Here is an 18,961-nt window from a genome sequence, read left to right as displayed (position 1 = left end):
AGGTAACCTTTATCGAGCCTTGTTCAACTTCATCATCGTTTTAAAATACAGCGATCATCTCACTGTATGCCTTTGAATCTACTTTTGGTTTAACAAAAAAAACTCTCATCAGAAATAACGTTTTGCCATGAGAAAATACGCGCATAAAAAAGCAGAGCGAATGCTCTGCTTTTTCTTAAAAAATAACTTAGAAACTTTTGGTTAGCGTAAAGACTGCACCCGTTTTTACAGCACGTTTCTCTACTTTAGTTAAAGCATCCGTATCAATATTTGTGCCGATCGCTGCTAATTCTGCACTAAAGCCTTCAATTGATTTAAATTCATAACTTACACCAGCTTTCCAGTCGACGTAATTATCTTTTCCATTGAATTCATCATCAATATCAACTTTGGTATAGCCCACACCGAGAACACCACCAAAACCAGTATCAGCAAAAGGAACACTGTAAGCAAGGTTTAGATACCAACCATCCTCATCTGAACCAATCACATCATTGCTATAGTTCACAGCTGCTAATAGGTTATCACCAGCCACGATTGCATTGTCAAAACCAAGTCTAGCGTAGATTTCTAACCAATTCAGGTCAGACGAACTTGGATAACCGTAATACCATAAACCCACATCTAACGTTGGTTTACCCGCAAATGGTAACTCTGTCGCATAACCAATATATGGATCAAGCTCTAAATGTGTTGGATCACCTGAACCAAAATGGACATTTGAAGCCCATACCCCAGCATAAACACCAGACTCATGATCTAATTGAAAACCACCTTGGATCGCAGGATCACTTTCCGTTTGAGTTATACCACGGAAACGATAATCGGTGGTCAATGCAGCACTTCCCGAAAAGCTTAGACCATTTTTCGCGAGTACACTATCTTCTGCCGCGAAACTCATTGTTGAAAGTCCAGCAAGCATACTGAGCGCAAGTGCTTTACATGCAAATTTCATCATATTGATCTCCCCCATACGGATATTCGACTGATTTATGTTTTAAATTGCATCATGGAATAGTTAGCAAATGCTGTGCCAACTTCAGAATATCCTTATAGAATATCGTTCTTGTCTCATAAAAGTGCCATTCGCATTGCTTAGATGCGCCTCGATTGATCCCAGCGCTCTTTTTTTCTTGTTTTTTCGATCTATTTAGAAGCACAATGAAAATTTAGCTCATTTTTCGCACAAAAAAGATGCGCTTTCAAAGATCAAAAATAACCTGAACATTTGAAATACAAGTTATATACATATGAATTCATCAATGCTCAATAAAAGTGCACTTAGAAAGTCTTAAAGTGAACTAAATAAAATGTTCTTCTTTCGTTACTGTTTGACTACCATTCGTCGGGATGTAATTTTTTGCAAATCAAACTGCTATATTTTTAACCAAACAATAAATAACTCATTAAATTTAAACAATATATATATGTCTTAATCACATTTTTTAAACAAAACTAATCTATAAATAATTAATGAATATTACAACCTTTATAAATATATTTAACCTTATAAATTATAAACTTAATTTTATTTTGTTTGCTTTTTAAACGAGAAACAAATCATAAAATCATATAAACTTTTTATTTAAAATTAATGAATTTTTTTAATAAAAATCTATCTTTTTTATGTATAACTTATACAATTGTTCAAAATTTGCAGTTTCTTTCCCAATTTTTTTATGAGGCTAGGCTATGCCAAAGGCACAGAAACTTACATTAGCGGTATTGATTAATGCCGCACTCATCACTTCAACATATGCAAGCGAACAAAGCGAAGCAAAAGGATTTGTTGAAGATGCAAACGGAAATGTTTTATTCCGCACGGGTTATTTAAATCGTGATAAAAAAAATGGTGTTGCTGATACCAGCTCTTACGCTCAAACTGCAATCGTTAAGCTAGACTCTGGCTTTACTCAAGGTGTTGTAGGCTTCGGTGCGGGTATTATTGGCGATGCTTCTTTTAAATTAGGCTCGAACAATAATGCAGGCAACGGCATGATTCCTCAGCATCCAGATGGTTCAGCGTATGACCATTGGGCGCGTGGTGGCGGTTATGTAAAAGCACGCTACTCAAATACAACTGTATCTTATGGTACTCATGTTCTTGATATTCCAGTGTTGGCAAGTAATACCGCTCGTTTAGTACCTGAATACTTTGAAGGTGTTTTGGCGACAAGTCGTGAGATTGATGGTCTAGAACTAACCGCAGGTAAATTCACTAAAGATCAATACTCTGATCAGATCAATAGTGATGGTAGACATCTTGATCGTGCCGTTATTTGGGGCGCAAAATATAAATTCGATGATCATTTAACCACTTCTTATTTTGGCTTAGATAGCAAAGATAAGTTAGATCGCCATTATATCAATGCAAACTACAAACAACCACTAAACCAAGAGAGTGGTTTGACTTATGACTTAAGTGCTTATCACACGAAATGGGATAAAGAAGCGGATACTTATTCTAGTACAACCGATGACCTATCTAATCGTAAGAACACCATTTGGGCACTGTCTACAACCTATAATACAGGTCCACATAGCGTAATGCTGGCTTACCAACAAAACAATGGTAATACAGGTTATGATTATGGAGAGAATGCTGACGGTGCTCAAAGTATCTATTTGCCAAACTCTTACCTCTCTGACTTCATTGGTAATAGCGAAAAATCTGCTCAATTACAATACAATGTAGACTTTGGTGGCTATGGTGTTCCTGGTTTATCATGGACAACAGCATTTGTTTATGGTTGGGATATCAAAGTCAAAAATCTGACCGACAATGCTCAAGAACGTGAATTCTTTAACCAAGTGAAATACACGGTTCAATCAGGTTTTGCCAAAGATGCAAGCTTACGCGTACGTCACTCTTACTACCGTGCTAGCGATGAATATCAAACCAATGCTTACATCGGTGATACTAACGAATGGCGTCTCTGGCTTGATATTCCTGTGAAATTCTTCTAATTCACAGTTAAATATCTCGTCATAAAAAAACCTCCATTCACTGAATGGAGGTTTTTTTAAAGCCAAATTTTTAAAATTAAAAAATTTGGTTTAATTGTTCAAACTTACTTTTGAGCAGCTTCGATTGATTTAACAACTTCTGCTTTAGCAACATCAGTACCTTCCCAACCACTCAATTTCACCCATTTTCCAGGCTCTAAATCTTTGTAATGTAGGAAAAAATGTTCAATTTGGCTGATCAATAATTGTGGAAGATCAGTATATTCTTGAACATCTTTATATAGTGGAGATAGTTTTTCATGTGGAACTGCGATCAATTTCGCATCAATCCCACCATCATCTTCCATATTTAACTTGCCGACTGGACGACAACGAATCACGGAACCAGCAGCAACTGGATAAGGTGTTACAACAAGTACGTCTAAAGGATCGCCATCTTCAGATAATGTGTTTGGCACATAACCATAGTTTGCTGGGTAGAACATTGCTGTACCCATGAAACGGTCTACAAATAACGCATCTGAATCTTTGTCGATTTCGTATTTGATTGGCGCTGCATTTGCAGGAATTTCAATGATGACATAAATGTCATTTGGCGCGTCTTTACCCGCAGGAATATTGCTATAACTCATATCAACACTCGTGTATGTGAAATTAAATATAAAAAATCGGTCAGATTATAACGTGAATACAGTCAAAATGATGCTGTATATTAGTATTAGGCGTCATGAATTTTTATGTGAAACTTGGTTTAAGTCATTTTAATGGTGATCACAAACAAAAAGATGGGGCAAAGCAAAGAGAAAAACCAAATAATTGAGCGTAATGTTGCAAGATTAGCTAAATAGCAAACGCCATAAATGATCCGAAAAACAATATAGGCCCAGCCCAATGTCAGGATAAATCGCTCAGGAATCACCATATATTCCGCCATCAAAATTGCAGCGATAAATAAGGGTAAGCTCTCGAAGCTATTCTGCTGTACAGCATTTGCTCTTGCCGACAACCCTGTGGTTCTAGCCAAAAATTCACGAGGATTGTGATTGTCTTTTGCTTGAAAACCACCTTTTGACTTCGCAATCAAAGTAAAAACATAAGGCAATAAACATGCGACGATAATAATCAATATAATGCCGCTAATACCGTGCATCTGACATCCATCATTTGAAATTCTTCTGATCATGCTATCATAACTTATGCTTTATGGAACTTTCATTTGTACTTGTTCAACGTACATTTCTTTTTGTACGGGTACGCTGCTAGAAAGTTAAATCGAATGACATCGCCAAGTTTTTATATTGTTTTAGGGCCGATTTATGCAACAGCAAGATCAAAAAGAAATGTTTGATATCCTTGATCAACAGCGCCAACATCAACTTAAGGTTGATCGCGTCCTAAAAATTGTATTTCCTATTGTTGCCTTTTTACTCAGCGTTATCTGTGCAAACCTAAACTGGCAATCGACCTTAGGGACCTTTGTCATTTTAACAATTGCCTTTTATGCAGTGGGGATTAAACGTTTCACACTGTGGCATTGGTTGGTCGTCATCACGCTCTATGTCTTTGTTGATCATTATTTTAGCTTTAATGGAATTGATCCAACGCGTTTACGTTTCCAGCTCATCAGCATGATCATCTTCGTAGGAATTGCAGGCATCAGTCGACGCTATATCGATCGCTGGTTAAGGAAAAAACCAACTTAATCGTTATTGATATAAAAAAACGCCGCAATTTGCGGCGTTTTAGTTTTCTAAGCTCCCCTTTAAAAGAGAAACTTAGAGGAAGTATTTTAAGCTGGTTTACGTAGATCTTTACGTAAGATTTTACCTACATTCGACTTTGGTAACTCATCGATAAATTCAACATAACGTGGGCACTTGTAACCTGTTAAATTCTTCTTCGCATAAGCAAGAATTTCTTCAGTTGTCAAAGATGGATCTTTTTTCACGATGAATAATTTAGGTACTTCACCTGATTTTTCATCAGGAACACCAATCGCAGCAACTTCCAATACTTTTTCGTATTGTGCAATCACTTCTTCGATTTCACTTGGATAAACGTTAAAGCCTGATACCAAAATCATGTCTTTCTTACGATCCACAATTTTAAAGTAACCACGAGCATCCATAATCCCGATATCACCTGTACGGAAGAATCCATCCGCGGTCATCACTTTATCCGTTTCATCAGGACGATTCCAATAGCCTTTCATCACTTGAGGGCCACGGATTGAGATTTCACCTTGCTCACCTTGAGCAACTTCGTTCCCGTCATCATCCAAGATCGCAACTTCAGTCAATGGCAATGGGATACCAATCGTGCCACTGAATTCAGTAGTAGCTGGTGGATTCGCAGTTGCAACAGGAGAGGTTTCAGATAAACCATAACCTTCGATGATGATCGTACCCGTTACTTTCTTCCAAGCTTCAGCTGTCGATGGTAATACAGCCATACCACCGCCCATCGCCATCTTAAGATTGCTATGGTCAAGCTGCTTAAACTCTTCGTTATTCACCAATGCATTAAACAAAGTATTTACTGCAGGGAAGAATGAAGGTTGATATTTACGCAATTCACCAATAACTGCAGGTAAGTCACGTGGGTTAGGAATCAAGATATTCGCTTGACCTTTGTACATGCCGTACATCGCACACACCATAAATGCAAAAATATGGTAAAGCGGTAATGCACAAACAATACGATCGCCTTTTTCACTATCAGAAGCACCAAACTTACTTGAGAAAATTGCTTCACATTGTAAAAGGTTACCCACTAAATTGCGGTGAGTTAGCTCAGCACCTTTAGAAACACCTGTCGTACCACCAGTATATTGAAGTACAGCAGTATCACTTAAGGTTAAGCTTGGACGTTTATAGTTACTTGGATTTTCTTTGTTTAATGCGGTGTTAAATTTGGTATAACCTGGAATATCCCAAGCTGGAATTTGTTTACGTACTTTACGTAACACAAAGTTAACCAATGTTCCTTTAAGCGTACCGAGCATATCCCCAACAGTCGCAACAACCACATGCTTCACAGGAGTTTTGCCAATAATACTTTGATACACACTCGCAAAGTTTTCAATAATGACCAGCACTTCTGCTCCAGAGTCATTCAATTGATGCTCTAACTCACGTGCTGTATAAAGTGGGTTGACGTTGACAAGAACCAAACCAGCACGGAATACACCTAATGCCACCACTGGATATTGGAAAACGTTCGGCATCATCACCGCAACACGTGTTCCTTTTGCCAAGCCTAAACTTTGTAAATAAGCTGCAAATTTACGACTCGCAACTTCTAACTCATTAAACGTTAAAACCTTATCCATAAAGATAAAGGCATCACGTGAACCGAATTTTTGGAAATTGCGTTCAAAAATATCAACAAGTGAGGTGTTTTCAGCAGGCAGTGCAACTGTTTCTGGGATTCCTGTCTTTTGGTATTCAGCAAACCAAATCTTTTCCATAATGCCATTATCTCCGAGTGGTAATCCTTAAAAATGTAACAACGTTACTTTCCATGGCAAAACATTTTTTTTAAGTTTTTGAATTGCCCTGTCAACCTATCCAAATAATATGAATATGTCATCATATATAACGTATTTGTATCACAGAATACCAGCCTTATCTCTGAATGAGGAGTCTATTTGCTTTTTGATATCCCCGTGGTAAAAGTTGCCCCTTTGTTGCTCTTTTTCCTATATATTTTTGGAGATCATCCCCTTTCAGTTTTAAATGCTGTTGTCCTGCAGCGACTTGGATTATTTCATCTAACGTCAGGGTTGTCATGGATAAAATTTGCTCTTTCCCCTCAAGTTGTATCAACTTGTTACCTTTACCCTTATTCAGGATAGGGAGTTCAGCTAAATCAATAATGAGTAAACGCCCTGCTGAATTCAATATCGCAACATGAGTTGCCTGTTGAATAAGTAACAATGGTAATGCGGTTGCTTTCTCTCCCACTGTCAAAAAGGTTTTCCCCGCTTTGGCATTGGTATCCATTTGACCTGCTTTGGTTTTAAATCCATAACCATTTGAACTTGTAACCAATAATTCCTTGTTATCGTCCTCAACCAAGACTTGGAGAAATGACACCCCACTGGCTGGCGCAAGTTTTGAACTTAACGGCTCACCTAAACCACGCGCAGAAGGCAAACTACTGATTGGCAGCGCATAACTACGTCCTGTTCTATCCAAGAAATAAACCCGTTGATTGGTTTTACCCACCGCATGACTTAAGTATTGATCACCAGCACGGAAGTTTAGATTTGCTGCATCAACATCACCGCCTTTGGCTGCACGCACCCAACCGGCTTCCGATAAAACCACCGTTACCGTTTCAGCGGGTAGCAAATCTTGTTCTTTAATTTGCACTGCATCTGCCCGTACCACCAATGGCGAACGACGATCATCACCAAACTTTTTCGCATCTTCTTTGAGTTCATTGATAATTAAACTTTTCAATGATTCAGGATTTTCAAGTTGCTCACGAAGGATTGCCGCTTTCGCTTCCAATTCTTCTTGCTCACGGCGAATTTCCATTTCTTCTAACTTCGCTAAATGACGAAGTTTAAGTTCTAAAATCGCTTCTGCTTGAATCTCATCAATACCAAAATGCTGCATCAGCACAGGTTTCGGTTTGTCTTCTTCACGAATAATACGGATCACCGTATCAATATCCAAATAGGCAATCAAAAGGCCTGCCAAGATATGCAACCGCTTTTCGATTTTGGTTAAATGATATTGCAAACGGCGGGTCACCGTTTGTTTACGGATCTCAATCCATTCCAACAAAATACGGCGAATGGATTTCACTTGTGGGCGACCATCTGCCCCAATCATATTCAGATTGACGCGATAGCTTGACTCTAGATCAGTCGTTGCAAATAAATGGCTCATCACCGTTTCTGCATCGACACGATTGGAGCGCAGTACAATCACCAAGCGCGTTGGGTTTCTGTGATCGGATTCATCCCGAATATCTGCCACCAAAGGTAACTTCTTCGCAATCATTTGATCGGCGATTTGGGTGACCACTTTTGAACCTGAAACCTGATAAGGCAGTTCAGTAATCACGATTTCATTTTTTTCTACCCTATAAACTGCACGTGCCCGATAGCTGCCTCGTCCGGTGGTTTGAATCTTTAATAATTCTTCAGGTGGGGTAATAATTTCAGCTTTGGTGGGTAAATCTGGCGCAGGAATATATTCTGCTAATTTCTCATCCGTGGTTTCAGGATTACGAATCAGTGCGATCGTTCCTTTCACCACTTCACGCAAGTTATGCGGTGGAATATCGGTTGCCATCCCAACGGCAATACCCGTTGTACCATTGAGTAGGATATTTGGAATACGTGCAGGTAAAGTAATCGGTTCTTTCATTGAACCATCAAAGTTATCTTGCCATTCGCTGGTGCCTTGGCCCAACTCATTGAGCAATAGCTCACTATAAGCGGACAGTTTGGCTTCGGTATAACGCATCGCCGCAAAGGATTTAGGATCATCAGGTGAACCCCAGTTGCCCTGACCTTCAACCAATGGATAGCGATAGCTAAAGGGTTGCGCCATCAATACCATTGCCTCATAACAGGCAGAGTCACCATGTGGGTGATATTTACCCAAGACGTCACCAACGGTACGTGCAGATTTTTTTGGCTTGCCCGTGGATTTTAAGCCAAGCTCACTCATGGCGAAGACAATACGCCGCTGTACAGGTTTTAAACCATCACTGATATGGGGCAATGCACGATCCATAATCACGTACATGGCATAATTCAAGTAAGCTTGTTCAGTGAATTCGGCTACGGAACGGTTTTCTGTTGCATGATGTGCAAGGCTGGTCATTTCAGCAAGTCATCCAAAATTATTTGTTATCGTCAATGCTTTGTATGCTAAGTGGATGAATGCGTTGTGACAAGCCCTTGTTGTTGTTTAAACGTCAAATGGTGTCTTGTTAAGACTATAAATAATGGTTAAAACATACCCATCAATATTCAACCCACTATTAAACCTACCGGATCACTTTCTACATAACATCCAGTCTTGAGTAACAAACCAAGTGCTACTTGGCTTGTTACTCAAATCATAATCTCGAAAGTAGTTGTAAAATAGGCTATTTCCCAATCGTAATACTGACCTGTGATAAATTTGAGTGTAGCGTATATTCTCTAAAAAACTTCCTATTCTAATCATAAATAAAGAATATCTTATATTTCTACCACCCTAGTAATGGAATAAAAATTACATCCATTATAAAAATAGATAATCCAATCACTATTAATATAGCCTCCAACTTCGTCATTGGATAATATTTCATTCTAGGATAAAATAGAAATGTTTTTGTTCTACCACAATATATAAGACACCCCACCCCACCCAATATAAAACCAAACATACTTAACATTATAGAACCTCATCACAACCACAATTTTTAATATTTGATTTAACAACTTTTGCTGAACCTCCTACACCATCAATTGCTAGATCAAATCCTCCAATTGCTGCTGGTTTTAGTCCTCCTAAATTAGATGTTGCCCCTCCTAATTTAACCATCATTCCTCCAAAACCTGCTCCACCAGCCACGCCATAACTAAACTTCAAATATTGCCCATTAAAAACTTGAGGATTAACATCGCTTAAATTATCTTCAAAAGAAATTGTACCTCCATTATAAGTAGCAGGTATTCCGAAACCAACACTAAGCCCTTTAGCATGAATCCTAGCAAAGCCCTGTTTCCCATTAATACATTTTGTTTTTAAAGTATATATATCATAAGCAAAAATTACTGCTGAACCTGCTAATACTGTACCGTTCCACTCTACAAGTCCTCTAGGATCAATTTTTAACAATGGACTTGCCGAAACATACCCATAGGTATTCAATCCACCATCTAAACCTATTGGGTCACTCTCTACATAACGCCCTGTAATCGGATCATAATCTCGGAAATAGTTATAGAACAGGTTAACTTCTATATAACTGCTCAAGAATAGCTTTCACCTTGCGTCGGGATAAGGCGCTGTTTTGTTATTCCCTCCTCATACCTTGCATGGAGAGTTGGGAAGATGAAGATTTAGCAACCCATGTCTAAACTGATCTCCCTCCCAACGCCATAAAATCTGGTTTTGGTTATTGCTAATAGCTCTTAGGATTCCTAAATAAACACCCTCTCTATCTCATAGGACTATTCATATCTTTCCAAAATTTGATTATTTTCTTTGAAAAAATCAAAAAACCAAAAATTAAAGATAAAATCAAAGAAATCCAGTTAAAAAATCTCAAGGTATAATAATATGACTCCGTCATATAACAAGTTATAATTTTATCATGATGAACAAACGTGTGGAGTACATCCATTTCACTTATACAAAAATTTTCTATAATGTAACTACATATAAAGAAAGACATTATCATTAATAAAAATATTAAAAATATTAGTTTAGTTCTCACAGCATGATTCCTTATTGCTAGAGATAACTCTTGCCACACCAGCAACAGATTCAAATGATAAAAAATCATTATGATAACCACTCTTTAAATTATCTGTATATTTCGTTGTCATACTTCCTCTTGCCCCACCTATTTTTACAGTTGCAATAGAACCATGAAAACCAAAACTCATTCCTCCATAATAAAATGAGCCATTAAAAACATTTGGGTTAACATCATTCAATCCATCATTAACCATTACTCGTCCTCCGCCTAAAGAGACCTTTCCTAAAGTAAGCCCACCTGATCCACCAACACCAGATGCTATAATTTTAGCTTTACCTTTATATCCATTTACACATTTGGTACTTAAATTAAAGTACATATGCTTTGCACCAATAAAGAGAAAGTCAGAACCGGCTTCTTTATAACTTCCTTCCCATTCAATTAATCCTCTAGGATCAATTTTTAACAATGGATTTGCTGAAACATAACCGTAAGTATTCAACCCACCTTGCAAGCCAATTGGGTCACTCTCTACATAACGCCCTGTAATCGGATTATAATCTCGGAAATAGTTATAGAATAAATTCACTTCTGCATCGTAATACTGCCCTGCATGTCTCATCGGAAAAGTGAGATCTCCTATAGGCAGCACATCCCCAAACTGATCTCCCTCCCAACGCCATAATATTTCATTTTGGTTGTTACTAATCGCTCTTGGCGTTCCTAAATGATCTGTATGCACTCTCAAAATTTCATTTGGGTATTGGTAACTTCTTAAACCCACCAGTCGGTTGTCTAGCCAAATATATTCACGAACGACTTGTCCTTGTGGAGTGTACTCACCCAATAATTGACCAGATTCATCATAAACAAATAAAGTCTGTGTCTGATTGCCTAAATAACTTCCAATTTTTTGGATACGCTGCCCAAAAGCATCATAAATATTAAAGCTACTACTTCCGCCTGTATTAATGCTTTCGCTGCGTCCTTGTGCGTTGTAACTATAACTTCTTGTGCCGTCATTACTAATTTGACCTGTAGGTAGATAGCTATAAGTCGTACTATTGGTCCCCTGGCTAATGGTATTGATACGGTTATTGTTGACCTGAATCGTATAGTTTTCAGTAGTACTCACACCATTTATCGTTTGGTTTCTTGTGAGTCGGTTACTATTTGCATCATAACTATATTTAAAAGTTCGATTGGCAAGGTTCTGCTCAATCAATCTACTCAGTGCGTCGTGTTTAAAACTGCTACTAATATGGCTATTGGTTGGATCAGTAATGGCAAGGATTCGATCTGCGGTGTCATAACTATAGTCTTTTTCATAGACATTCGGCATCAGAATCTTTTGAATTCGTCCATCCAAATCATACTGGAACTGTACCTGATCACCGACCTGACTATAAGTCCAACCCTTAATGCCATTGGCTGAATGTTGAATATTATTAATAAAGTTTTGACTATTTAAATTTATGCCTACCAATTGCCCTTTATTGTCGTAGTCATAATTAACAATATTGCCACTTGGTAAACCAACTTGCTTGAGTTTACCACCCAAACTATAGCTGTAATATACATTTAATTCAGGTGCCATACTCTGTTGAGCCGTCAGGTATTTCACCGTTTTTTGTCGAACCAAGCCTAGATCATTATAGCTAAAATGGGTCTCTGCTCGTTTGTTATTGGCTTGCACCAACTTGCCTTGATCATTACCCATTTGTCCGTAGGCAAATGTCGTATTCTCATACTGGTCTGTCCCATCAGCGTATTGGTCTTGCTGTAAGGTCACTCGACCTTGGGCATCATATTGGTATCGGTGTTTGCGCTGGTTGGCATCTACCTTTTCTAGTAACTTGCCGTTTTGGTATTGGTAATTAGTTATACCTGTGTCTGGACTATTGAGCTGCTTAACTTCACCAAACGCATTATATTGATAAGTCGTTGTTCCCCCTTTGGCATCAATGACTTTTTTCAGTTGATCAAATGCATCGTATTCATATTGACTACTTTGATTGAGCGGATCTTTCTCTGTAATTTGACGACCTAATACATCATAAGTATAGTTATAACTTTGATTAAGTGTATTTTTATCATTGGTTGGTTGATCATAATTATTATAGGTCAACGTCTGAACTTGCTGATGATTCCCAAGTGTTTGTTGTAAACGTCCTAAATTATCATAAACCTGTCGGTTTTTCGCTTCGAGTTGCCCTGTTACCCCATAAACTTCAGTTTGGGTAATATCACCATTAGGATTGAGTGTATAAACAGTGCGATTACCAGACTGATCCTTAATCTCAGTTAATCGGTGCGCATCATCATAAATATATTCAATGTGCTCACCATCCGCTAAGGTCGTGGCAATGAGTAAACCTCTAGGATCGTATTCATAAAGATTAACCGCTTGTTGAGCAGATACCTGATTGGCTATAACGATAAACTTTTGTTCTGTTTCAGTATAAGGTTGTTCCTGATTTAATAAGCTATAAATAGCATTAACGAACTGTTGCCACCAACTTAATCCATCTTCATTATTTTGTTGTTGTAAATCATCTCTGCTAACCGTTTGTTTTTGCTGTATGACTCGTCCTGCATCGTCATAAACTAGTTCAGTGATTTGTCCTGTACTGGTCGTGATTCGAGTAGGTTGTCCATCGGTATTATGCAGACTGTAGGTGATTGCAATACCATTAGCATCAGTACTACTGAGTAGATTGCCATTGCTTTCATCGTATTGATAGGTTGTGACTTCTCCATTCGGTGTCGTCTGCTTGGTCATTTGACCAAAGTTGTTGTATTCATAGCTCCATATACGACTTTCTTGGGTATTTGGGTCGGTAATGGTTTTGCTTAAAGCATTGCCTTGATTGTCGTAGCTGTAAATTGTGGTTCGAATCACTTGTCCTTGTGAAACTTCTTGTATTTGTACTGGTTTGGGGAAGTCTGTATGCCAAGTGGTGTTAATGGTTCTTGCTTGTGCTGTACCCACTGCTTCGGTGCGGGAGGTTTCCAGATTACGACTTAAATCATAGCTATAAGTGGTGGTTTGTCCCTTTTCTATTTTTTGGGTGATATTTCCTGCTGGGTCATAGGTATTGTTTAATGAACTATATCCAAGTTGTGAAATACCTTTTACACGAGGTGAACCTGATGCCTGTGATTTACTATATGTTATTTGTGTACCATAAGGATTTTTAACATATGTCACTGAACTATGATGGGTCAATTCATAGCGTTGTACCCCACCTGCCTGTTCGGTCAGTATGCCACGATCTTGTACATCATAAGCGTAATTCGCAAAACGTTTACCAGCTTCATCGGTAATTCCTGTCAATAAATTTGGATTGCCTGACGGTGCAACATTTGGACTTTCATTGTAGTGATAGATTTTTGTACCATAACTGGGACGGATAACACTAACCAGACGATTGAAATTGTCATATTGATAAGTGATTTGTTTCCCACTTGGTAAGGTAACTGATGAAATGAAACCTTGAGGGTTATAGTTAAACTGTAAACTTCTACCAAAGTGATCTGTTACTTTTACCAAGACATCTATTAATATCGTACTAATATTTAACTGAACATCATCATAACTTAACTCAATGGATTGCCCATTAGGATAAGTCATTTTGATAAACCTACCTGTTTTATCATAATATTCTATGATACCCGTTTTAAGCTGCTCGACTCGCCATAAACCATCAGGTTGATAAACTAATTTTAAACTTTTATCACGCTGTATAAACCAGCCTTTTTCACCTGCAATAGTTGTATCAGAATATTTATTATCAATATAAACCTCTGCACCATCAGGACGAGTTAACACGCCCCAAATTGGTAAAGTGAGTTCTTGCTCATCATCCACACTCAAGGCAGAATACTGCCCTCCTGTTAACTCAGAAAAACGATATAATCGAAGTGATAAATTATAGTTATGAGTCCATACCTGTCCTATACCCAACCGGGTCATAGGTATCGTTTCATTGATTTTATTAGAATCGAGACTATTATAAGTACGAATCCATGCCAATATACCCAAATTAGATGACCAGTCTCGTTCAACCTGAAACTTATTTCCTGTTGTAATTGAACACGGATTTCCGACAGTTGCCGAACATCCTTTAGGTGGTACAGGGATTCTGCAATAAAAGGGTGGTTTATTTGGATCATTATTATGATCCACTTTAGTAGTATTAGCAGGACACTCCCACACATCTACAGGACGGTCTCGAATGATTGAATAACAACCTGAGCCAGGAGATGGATTCTGAGGATTAATTGTTACATTTGCCCATGCTAACTGATAATACAGAATTTTATTCTTATATGCATTTGCAATCCTTGTTTCGCCAACAGGACAACTTGCATGGGCATATCTTTCTTCCAACTGCCATTGGATCGGTGAAAATTTAACATTTGGGGTATGGTAATTTTCAGCAAAGTCTCTCTCTAACCAGTGCATCGCCTCTGCATAAGTCGATACTCTTTGAGGACAACCTATACGTGTAGATCCACCTGGACAGTAATAAGACCATTCTCCAACATTAGGCTTCTTAGGCACACTACAAAGATTACCTCCCCCATTTTGTAAACAGCTTGCAGCATAACTTGCAGAAAACATCCCATTCAACAATATAAAAGCAAATACGTTTTTTTTCATTTTTTTCAAGAGCTAAAAATAATCGACGGAATTGTAAACTTTGGTAAATAAAAGACCAAGTAGTAACTACTTAGTTTTATTAAAATTAATAAATTATATTTTTATCAATGCTCATCTGTCGAAGAGGCAGACTCGGCATCATCTTCTTGATAAATAAATTTTGGCATCTCTAAACCAAAATAAATCGCGATTAAACGCAGGGTGAAACCAAACACCAAGGTGAAAATTACGGTTAAATCGTGGGGTAATCCAACTTCTAAGCAGACCCAATAACAAATCACTGCGACAAAGGAAATACTGGCATACAGTTCACGACGGAAAACCAAAGGTACATCATTACATAGAATATCACGCAGAATCCCCCCCGATACGCCTGTTAAAACCCCTGCCACCGCAGAGACGACAAAACCGTGTCCCATAGATAAAGCAATTTGGCAGCCAATAATGGTAAAGCCAATTAAGCCCAAAGCATCGAGTACCAAGAAAATATTCCGTAGATGACGCATCCATTTGGCAATAATAATCGTCACAAAAGCCGCACAGCAGGTCAAAACCAAATATTCAGGATGTTTGACCCAAGTTAAAGGATAATGCCCGAGCAGCACATCACGCACTGAGCCACCACCCAATGCCGTTACACAGGCAATCAGTACCACACCAAACCAGTCCATACTACGTCGACCCGCTGACAACGCGCCCGTCATCGCTTCCGCAGTAATGGCAATAATATAAATTACGGTGAGTAACATCTGCCTACATCCCTAAATCAGGCGTAAAAGTGTGCGCTATTCTAAGACAAACTTAGATGAATTGTGCACAACATTGTTTAAATTTTTTCCCCGAGCCACAAATACATGCTTGTTTCATAGTGATTTGCAGATCTAAAGTCGGATCAAGGAAATACCATTGTTGTTGATGCAATACAAAATGTGAAATTTCATGATGAACATGAGCTTGTTTGCCATCATGATAATGTGCCTTAAACTCAACCAGTGCATGGGTTTTATCCAGCTTGGGCTGGTGTTGGATGACCTCTAATTTGAGCCATTGATTGGACTGACTCCAATCGGTGATTGCCGCTCGATCTAACAAAGCCTGTTGTCCTAAAGCCGTTGTATCGAGAATATAATCAATCTGCTGCAAGGCAAAAGCACTATAACGCGAACGCATCAGTTGTTCAGCAGTTTCGGCAAATTGTTGTTTCAAATGTAGGGGCTGACAGCATGCAGCATATTGCCCTTGTCCACATGGACAATTTTGTGACGATGTCATTTCCATTTCTCAAATAAAAATAGCCCTGAGAAAAACCTTGCGGAACAAGGTCAAACTCAAAGGCTATTGGTTAAAATTTAATTATTTCTCCGTGGGTTTCTCTTTCGCAATAATGCGCACTTTTTCAATCTTGTGCCCATCCATCGTGACCACTTCAAAACGATGACCATCTGCTTCAACCATTTCCCCATTTTCAGGTAAACGTCCGAGATGGAATAAGATATAGCCCGATAAAGTGGAATATTCTTCACTTTCATCCACCAGATCTTTGCCCAATAATAAAGACACATGGCGAATATCAGTTGAACCCTCTAATAACATAGAACCATCATCGAGCGTTTCTGCCGTCGCCTCAAGCTCATCTTCATCAGGGAACTCACCAGCGATCGCTTCTAATATATCAATCGGTGTTGCAATCCCTTCAATTGAACCATATTCATTGAGTACAATCGCCATTTGTAATGGTGCTTGACGCAACTGCTCCATGACCATCAAGACTTGTGCATTTTCATGCACAATCACAGGCTCACGTAGATGTTTCGCAAAATCAATTGCGCCTGTTTCAATGTATTCATTCAATACTTTATGTGTGAGCACCACACCTTCAATATTATCCAGTTCACCACGTGCAATGATCAAACGCGAATGCGTCATTGCCATTAAACGATCTTTTAATTCTGCTGGATCAGCATCTAAATCTAACCATTCCAATTCTGGGCGTGGTGTCATCACTGACTTAACTGGACGCTCTGATAGGCCTAAAACACCCTGTACCAAGACACTGTGATATACGCCATTGTCTTCATCAAAGACTTCTTTGGCATAGGCTTGTGTTGCGAGTACGTCTTCTGCTTCCTTGTTCTGGGCCTCGTTGCCATTACCTTTACTGCCCAACATTCGTAAAACAGCCGATGCTGTGCGATAACGCAAATCAGTCGTTGTCACCATTTTTTGCTGATTACGCAGTGTCAATTGACGGATCGCTTCAACACCAACCGAGAAACCAATCGCAGCATATAAATAGCCTTTTGGAATATGGAAACCAAAACCTTCAACTACGAGCGAGAAACCGATCATAAACAAGAAAGCAAGACACAAGATCACCACGGTTGGATGTTTGTTTACAAAGCCCATCAATGCTTTGGATGCAATCAACATCACGGTCATCGCCACAATCACGGCAATAATCATGACCGAAAGATGAGGAACCATTCCCACCGCAGTAATCACACTATCCAATGAGAAGACCGCATCCAATACGACAATTTGTGCGATCACTACCCAGAATGCGGCATGTACAGCTTTTTCTTCTTTATTTACATGACCACCTGCAACACGCTCATGAATTTCCATCGTGGCTTTAAATAATAAGAATATACCACCAAAAATCAGGATCAAATCTCGCCCAGAAAAGCTCTTATCAAATACATGAAAGAGTTCATCTGTGAGTGTCATCACCCACGAAATCGAGAACAGTAGGATAATACGCATCACCAGCGCCAAGCTCAGACCAATAATACGGGCCTTCTCACGTTGCTCAGGCGGTAATTTCTCTGCCAAAATCGCAATAAAAACTAAGTTATCTATCCCCAAAACGATTTCAAGGACGATTAAAGTCAATAAACCAACCCAAGCGGAAGGATCAGACATCCATTCAAAAATCATAGAGGTAACTCCTCTACAAAATCAGCGCGATCATCATAAAACTGATTAATTAATAGATCGGCATAAACAGCCCAAACATTTTTTTTAGAAAAAAAGAATAAAGCAGAGCGACAACAACCACTACTCATAGAGGTACATTTATTAATAAAAGGATTTTTAGTATAGGTAAGATTTCAACAAAATTCATCATTTTTATAGTGATGTTTTTTTCAATTCTTTTCTAACAATAGCGAAAAGACTTTGTATGCGAAATGTGCATAAAACTGTCATACAAGTCATTTAACCTAGACAAGTACAACGAAAATGATAAGGTAAAAATAAAGTAGATGAATAGTGTATTTAGAATGACTGTTAAAAAAACCATTTCTTCCATAAAAACAACCCTCCCACTGATTGCCTTGTATTGTGGTTCTCGTTCTGGCAACAATCCAATTTACCGTGAAAAAGCGATTGAACTTGCCCAACACCTCGCTACACAGAATTTTGGTATTGTGTATGGCGGTGCCAGTATTGGCCTCATGGGACAAGTCGCAGATACCGTACTTGAGTACGGTGGAGAAGTTGTTGGGGTGATTCCTGAGTTTATGCTGGACTATGAAATTGCACATAATCAGCTCACCGAACTGCATGTTGTGACCAGCATGCACGAACGTAAAGCCTTAATGGCTGAACGTGCCAATGCCTTTATCGCCCTACCGGGTGGACTCGGTACTTTTGAAGAAATTTTAGAAATCGCCACTTGGGGACAGCTCAATCAACATCAAAAACCGATGATTATTTATAACGTCAATCATTTTTATGATGCATTGATTACTCAACTCGACCATGCCGTTGCAGAGGGTTTTTTACCCCCACAACATCGTGCCAAAGTCATTGTTTGCGAAAATACTGAGCAAATTTCCAATGTGATTAAAAACTTAAACTCTCCTGAACACGTGGCGATGTAAAATAAAA

General features: G+C 38.6%; 13 protein-coding genes. 3 read left to right on the top strand and 10 right to left on the bottom strand.

The window, feature by feature from the left end:
- Positions 1–187: 187 nt before the first annotated feature.
- On the bottom strand, positions 188–958 hold the full coding sequence (locus tag MMP72_RS02135; protein WP_241314097.1) for a TorF family putative porin: 771 nt from the start codon (positions 956–958) through the stop codon (positions 188–190).
- Positions 959–1,692: 734 nt separating this feature from the next.
- Here MMP72_RS02135 and MMP72_RS02130 point away from each other — a divergent pair.
- Positions 1,693–2,967: an OprD family outer membrane porin gene (locus tag MMP72_RS02130; RefSeq protein ID WP_241314095.1), complete on the top strand. Its 1,275-nt coding sequence runs from the start codon at positions 1,693–1,695 to the stop codon at positions 2,965–2,967.
- A 104-nt stretch (positions 2,968–3,071) separates the two neighbouring features.
- On the opposite strand, the gene ppa is transcribed toward MMP72_RS02130, so the two are convergent.
- Together ppa and MMP72_RS02120 are read right to left on the bottom strand one after the other, a co-directional pair.
- Positions 3,072–3,599 (bottom strand): inorganic diphosphatase, encoded by a 528-nt coding sequence (ppa, locus tag MMP72_RS02125; RefSeq protein ID WP_241314093.1) that lies wholly within the window; start codon positions 3,597–3,599, stop codon positions 3,072–3,074.
- Between the two features lie 119 nt (positions 3,600–3,718).
- Entirely contained in the window at positions 3,719–4,117 is a 399-nt protein-coding gene (locus MMP72_RS02120; protein WP_241314091.1) for an MAPEG family protein, read from the bottom strand.
- Between the two features lie 166 nt (positions 4,118–4,283).
- On the opposite strand from MMP72_RS02120, the gene MMP72_RS02115 reads away from it, so the two are divergent.
- The gene (locus MMP72_RS02115) at positions 4,284–4,670 is read left to right on the top strand and encodes a hypothetical protein (RefSeq protein ID WP_241314090.1); all 387 of its coding nucleotides are present in this window, start codon (positions 4,284–4,286) and stop codon (positions 4,668–4,670) included.
- An 86-nt stretch (positions 4,671–4,756) separates the two neighbouring features.
- On the opposite strand, the gene MMP72_RS02110 is transcribed toward MMP72_RS02115, so the two are convergent.
- From MMP72_RS02110 to MMP72_RS02080, 7 genes are all read right to left on the bottom strand, one after another.
- Positions 4,757–6,436, bottom strand: coding sequence for an AMP-binding protein (locus MMP72_RS02110; protein ID WP_241314088.1), 1,680 nt, complete (start codon positions 6,434–6,436; stop codon positions 4,757–4,759).
- A 157-nt stretch (positions 6,437–6,593) separates the two neighbouring features.
- On the bottom strand, positions 6,594–8,813 hold the full coding sequence (gene parC / locus MMP72_RS02105; protein WP_241314087.1) for a DNA topoisomerase IV subunit A: 2,220 nt from the start codon (positions 8,811–8,813) through the stop codon (positions 6,594–6,596).
- A gap of 558 nt (positions 8,814–9,371) precedes the next feature.
- Positions 9,372–9,956, bottom strand: coding sequence for an RHS repeat-associated core domain-containing protein (locus MMP72_RS02100; RefSeq protein ID WP_241314085.1), 585 nt, complete (start codon positions 9,954–9,956; stop codon positions 9,372–9,374).
- 452 nt (positions 9,957–10,408) lie between these two features.
- A complete protein-coding gene (locus tag MMP72_RS02095) occupies positions 10,409–15,070 on the bottom strand; it encodes an RHS repeat-associated core domain-containing protein (protein ID WP_241314083.1) in 4,662 nt (1,553 codons plus the stop codon).
- 104 nt (positions 15,071–15,174) lie between these two features.
- Positions 15,175–15,819: a trimeric intracellular cation channel family protein gene (locus tag MMP72_RS02090; RefSeq protein WP_241314081.1), complete on the bottom strand. Its 645-nt coding sequence runs from the start codon at positions 15,817–15,819 to the stop codon at positions 15,175–15,177.
- A gap of 52 nt (positions 15,820–15,871) precedes the next feature.
- Positions 15,872–16,342, bottom strand: a complete 471-nt coding sequence (locus tag MMP72_RS02085; RefSeq protein WP_241314079.1) for a YchJ family protein — start codon at positions 16,340–16,342, stop codon at positions 15,872–15,874.
- Between the two features lie 81 nt (positions 16,343–16,423).
- Complete coding sequence (locus MMP72_RS02080; RefSeq protein ID WP_241314077.1) at positions 16,424–18,007, bottom strand: TerC family protein; 1,584 nt, start codon at positions 18,005–18,007, stop codon at positions 16,424–16,426.
- 326 nt (positions 18,008–18,333) lie between these two features.
- Here MMP72_RS02080 and MMP72_RS02075 point away from each other — a divergent pair, with 326 nt between their 5' ends.
- Positions 18,334–18,954, top strand: a complete 621-nt coding sequence (locus MMP72_RS02075) for a TIGR00730 family Rossman fold protein (RefSeq protein WP_241314075.1) — start codon at positions 18,334–18,336, stop codon at positions 18,952–18,954.
- Positions 18,955–18,961 lie beyond the last annotated feature (7 nt).

Source organism: Acinetobacter sp. NIPH 2699 (genome assembly GCF_022549355.1).
Classification (GTDB): Bacteria; Pseudomonadota; Gammaproteobacteria; order Pseudomonadales; family Moraxellaceae; genus Acinetobacter.
Note: the sequence above shows the minus strand (reverse complement) of the source record. Positions and strands in the feature narration are given on the sequence as shown.

Coding starts and splice junctions, on each gene's coding strand:
- MMP72_RS02135 (WP_241314097.1), bottom strand. CDS start 958: ATGATGAAATTTGCATGTAAAGCACTTGCGCTCAGTATGCTTGCTGGA.
- MMP72_RS02130 (WP_241314095.1), top strand. CDS start 1,693: ATGCCAAAGGCACAGAAACTTACATTAGCGGTATTGATTAATGCCGCA.
- ppa (WP_241314093.1), bottom strand. CDS start 3,599: ATGAGTTATAGCAATATTCCTGCGGGTAAAGACGCGCCAAATGACATT.
- MMP72_RS02120 (WP_241314091.1), bottom strand. CDS start 4,117: ATGCACGGTATTAGCGGCATTATATTGATTATTATCGTCGCATGTTTA.
- MMP72_RS02115 (WP_241314090.1), top strand. CDS start 4,284: ATGCAACAGCAAGATCAAAAAGAAATGTTTGATATCCTTGATCAACAG.
- MMP72_RS02110 (WP_241314088.1), bottom strand. CDS start 6,436: ATGGAAAAGATTTGGTTTGCTGAATACCAAAAGACAGGAATCCCAGAA.
- parC (WP_241314087.1), bottom strand. CDS start 8,813: ATGACCAGCCTTGCACATCATGCAACAGAAAACCGTTCCGTAGCCGAA.
- MMP72_RS02095 (WP_241314083.1), bottom strand. CDS start 15,070: ATGAAAAAAAACGTATTTGCTTTTATATTGTTGAATGGGATGTTTTCT.
- MMP72_RS02090 (WP_241314081.1), bottom strand. CDS start 15,819: ATGTTACTCACCGTAATTTATATTATTGCCATTACTGCGGAAGCGATG.
- MMP72_RS02085 (WP_241314079.1), bottom strand. CDS start 16,342: ATGACATCGTCACAAAATTGTCCATGTGGACAAGGGCAATATGCTGCA.
- MMP72_RS02080 (WP_241314077.1), bottom strand. CDS start 18,007: ATGATTTTTGAATGGATGTCTGATCCTTCCGCTTGGGTTGGTTTATTG.
- MMP72_RS02075 (WP_241314075.1), top strand. CDS start 18,334: ATGAATAGTGTATTTAGAATGACTGTTAAAAAAACCATTTCTTCCATA.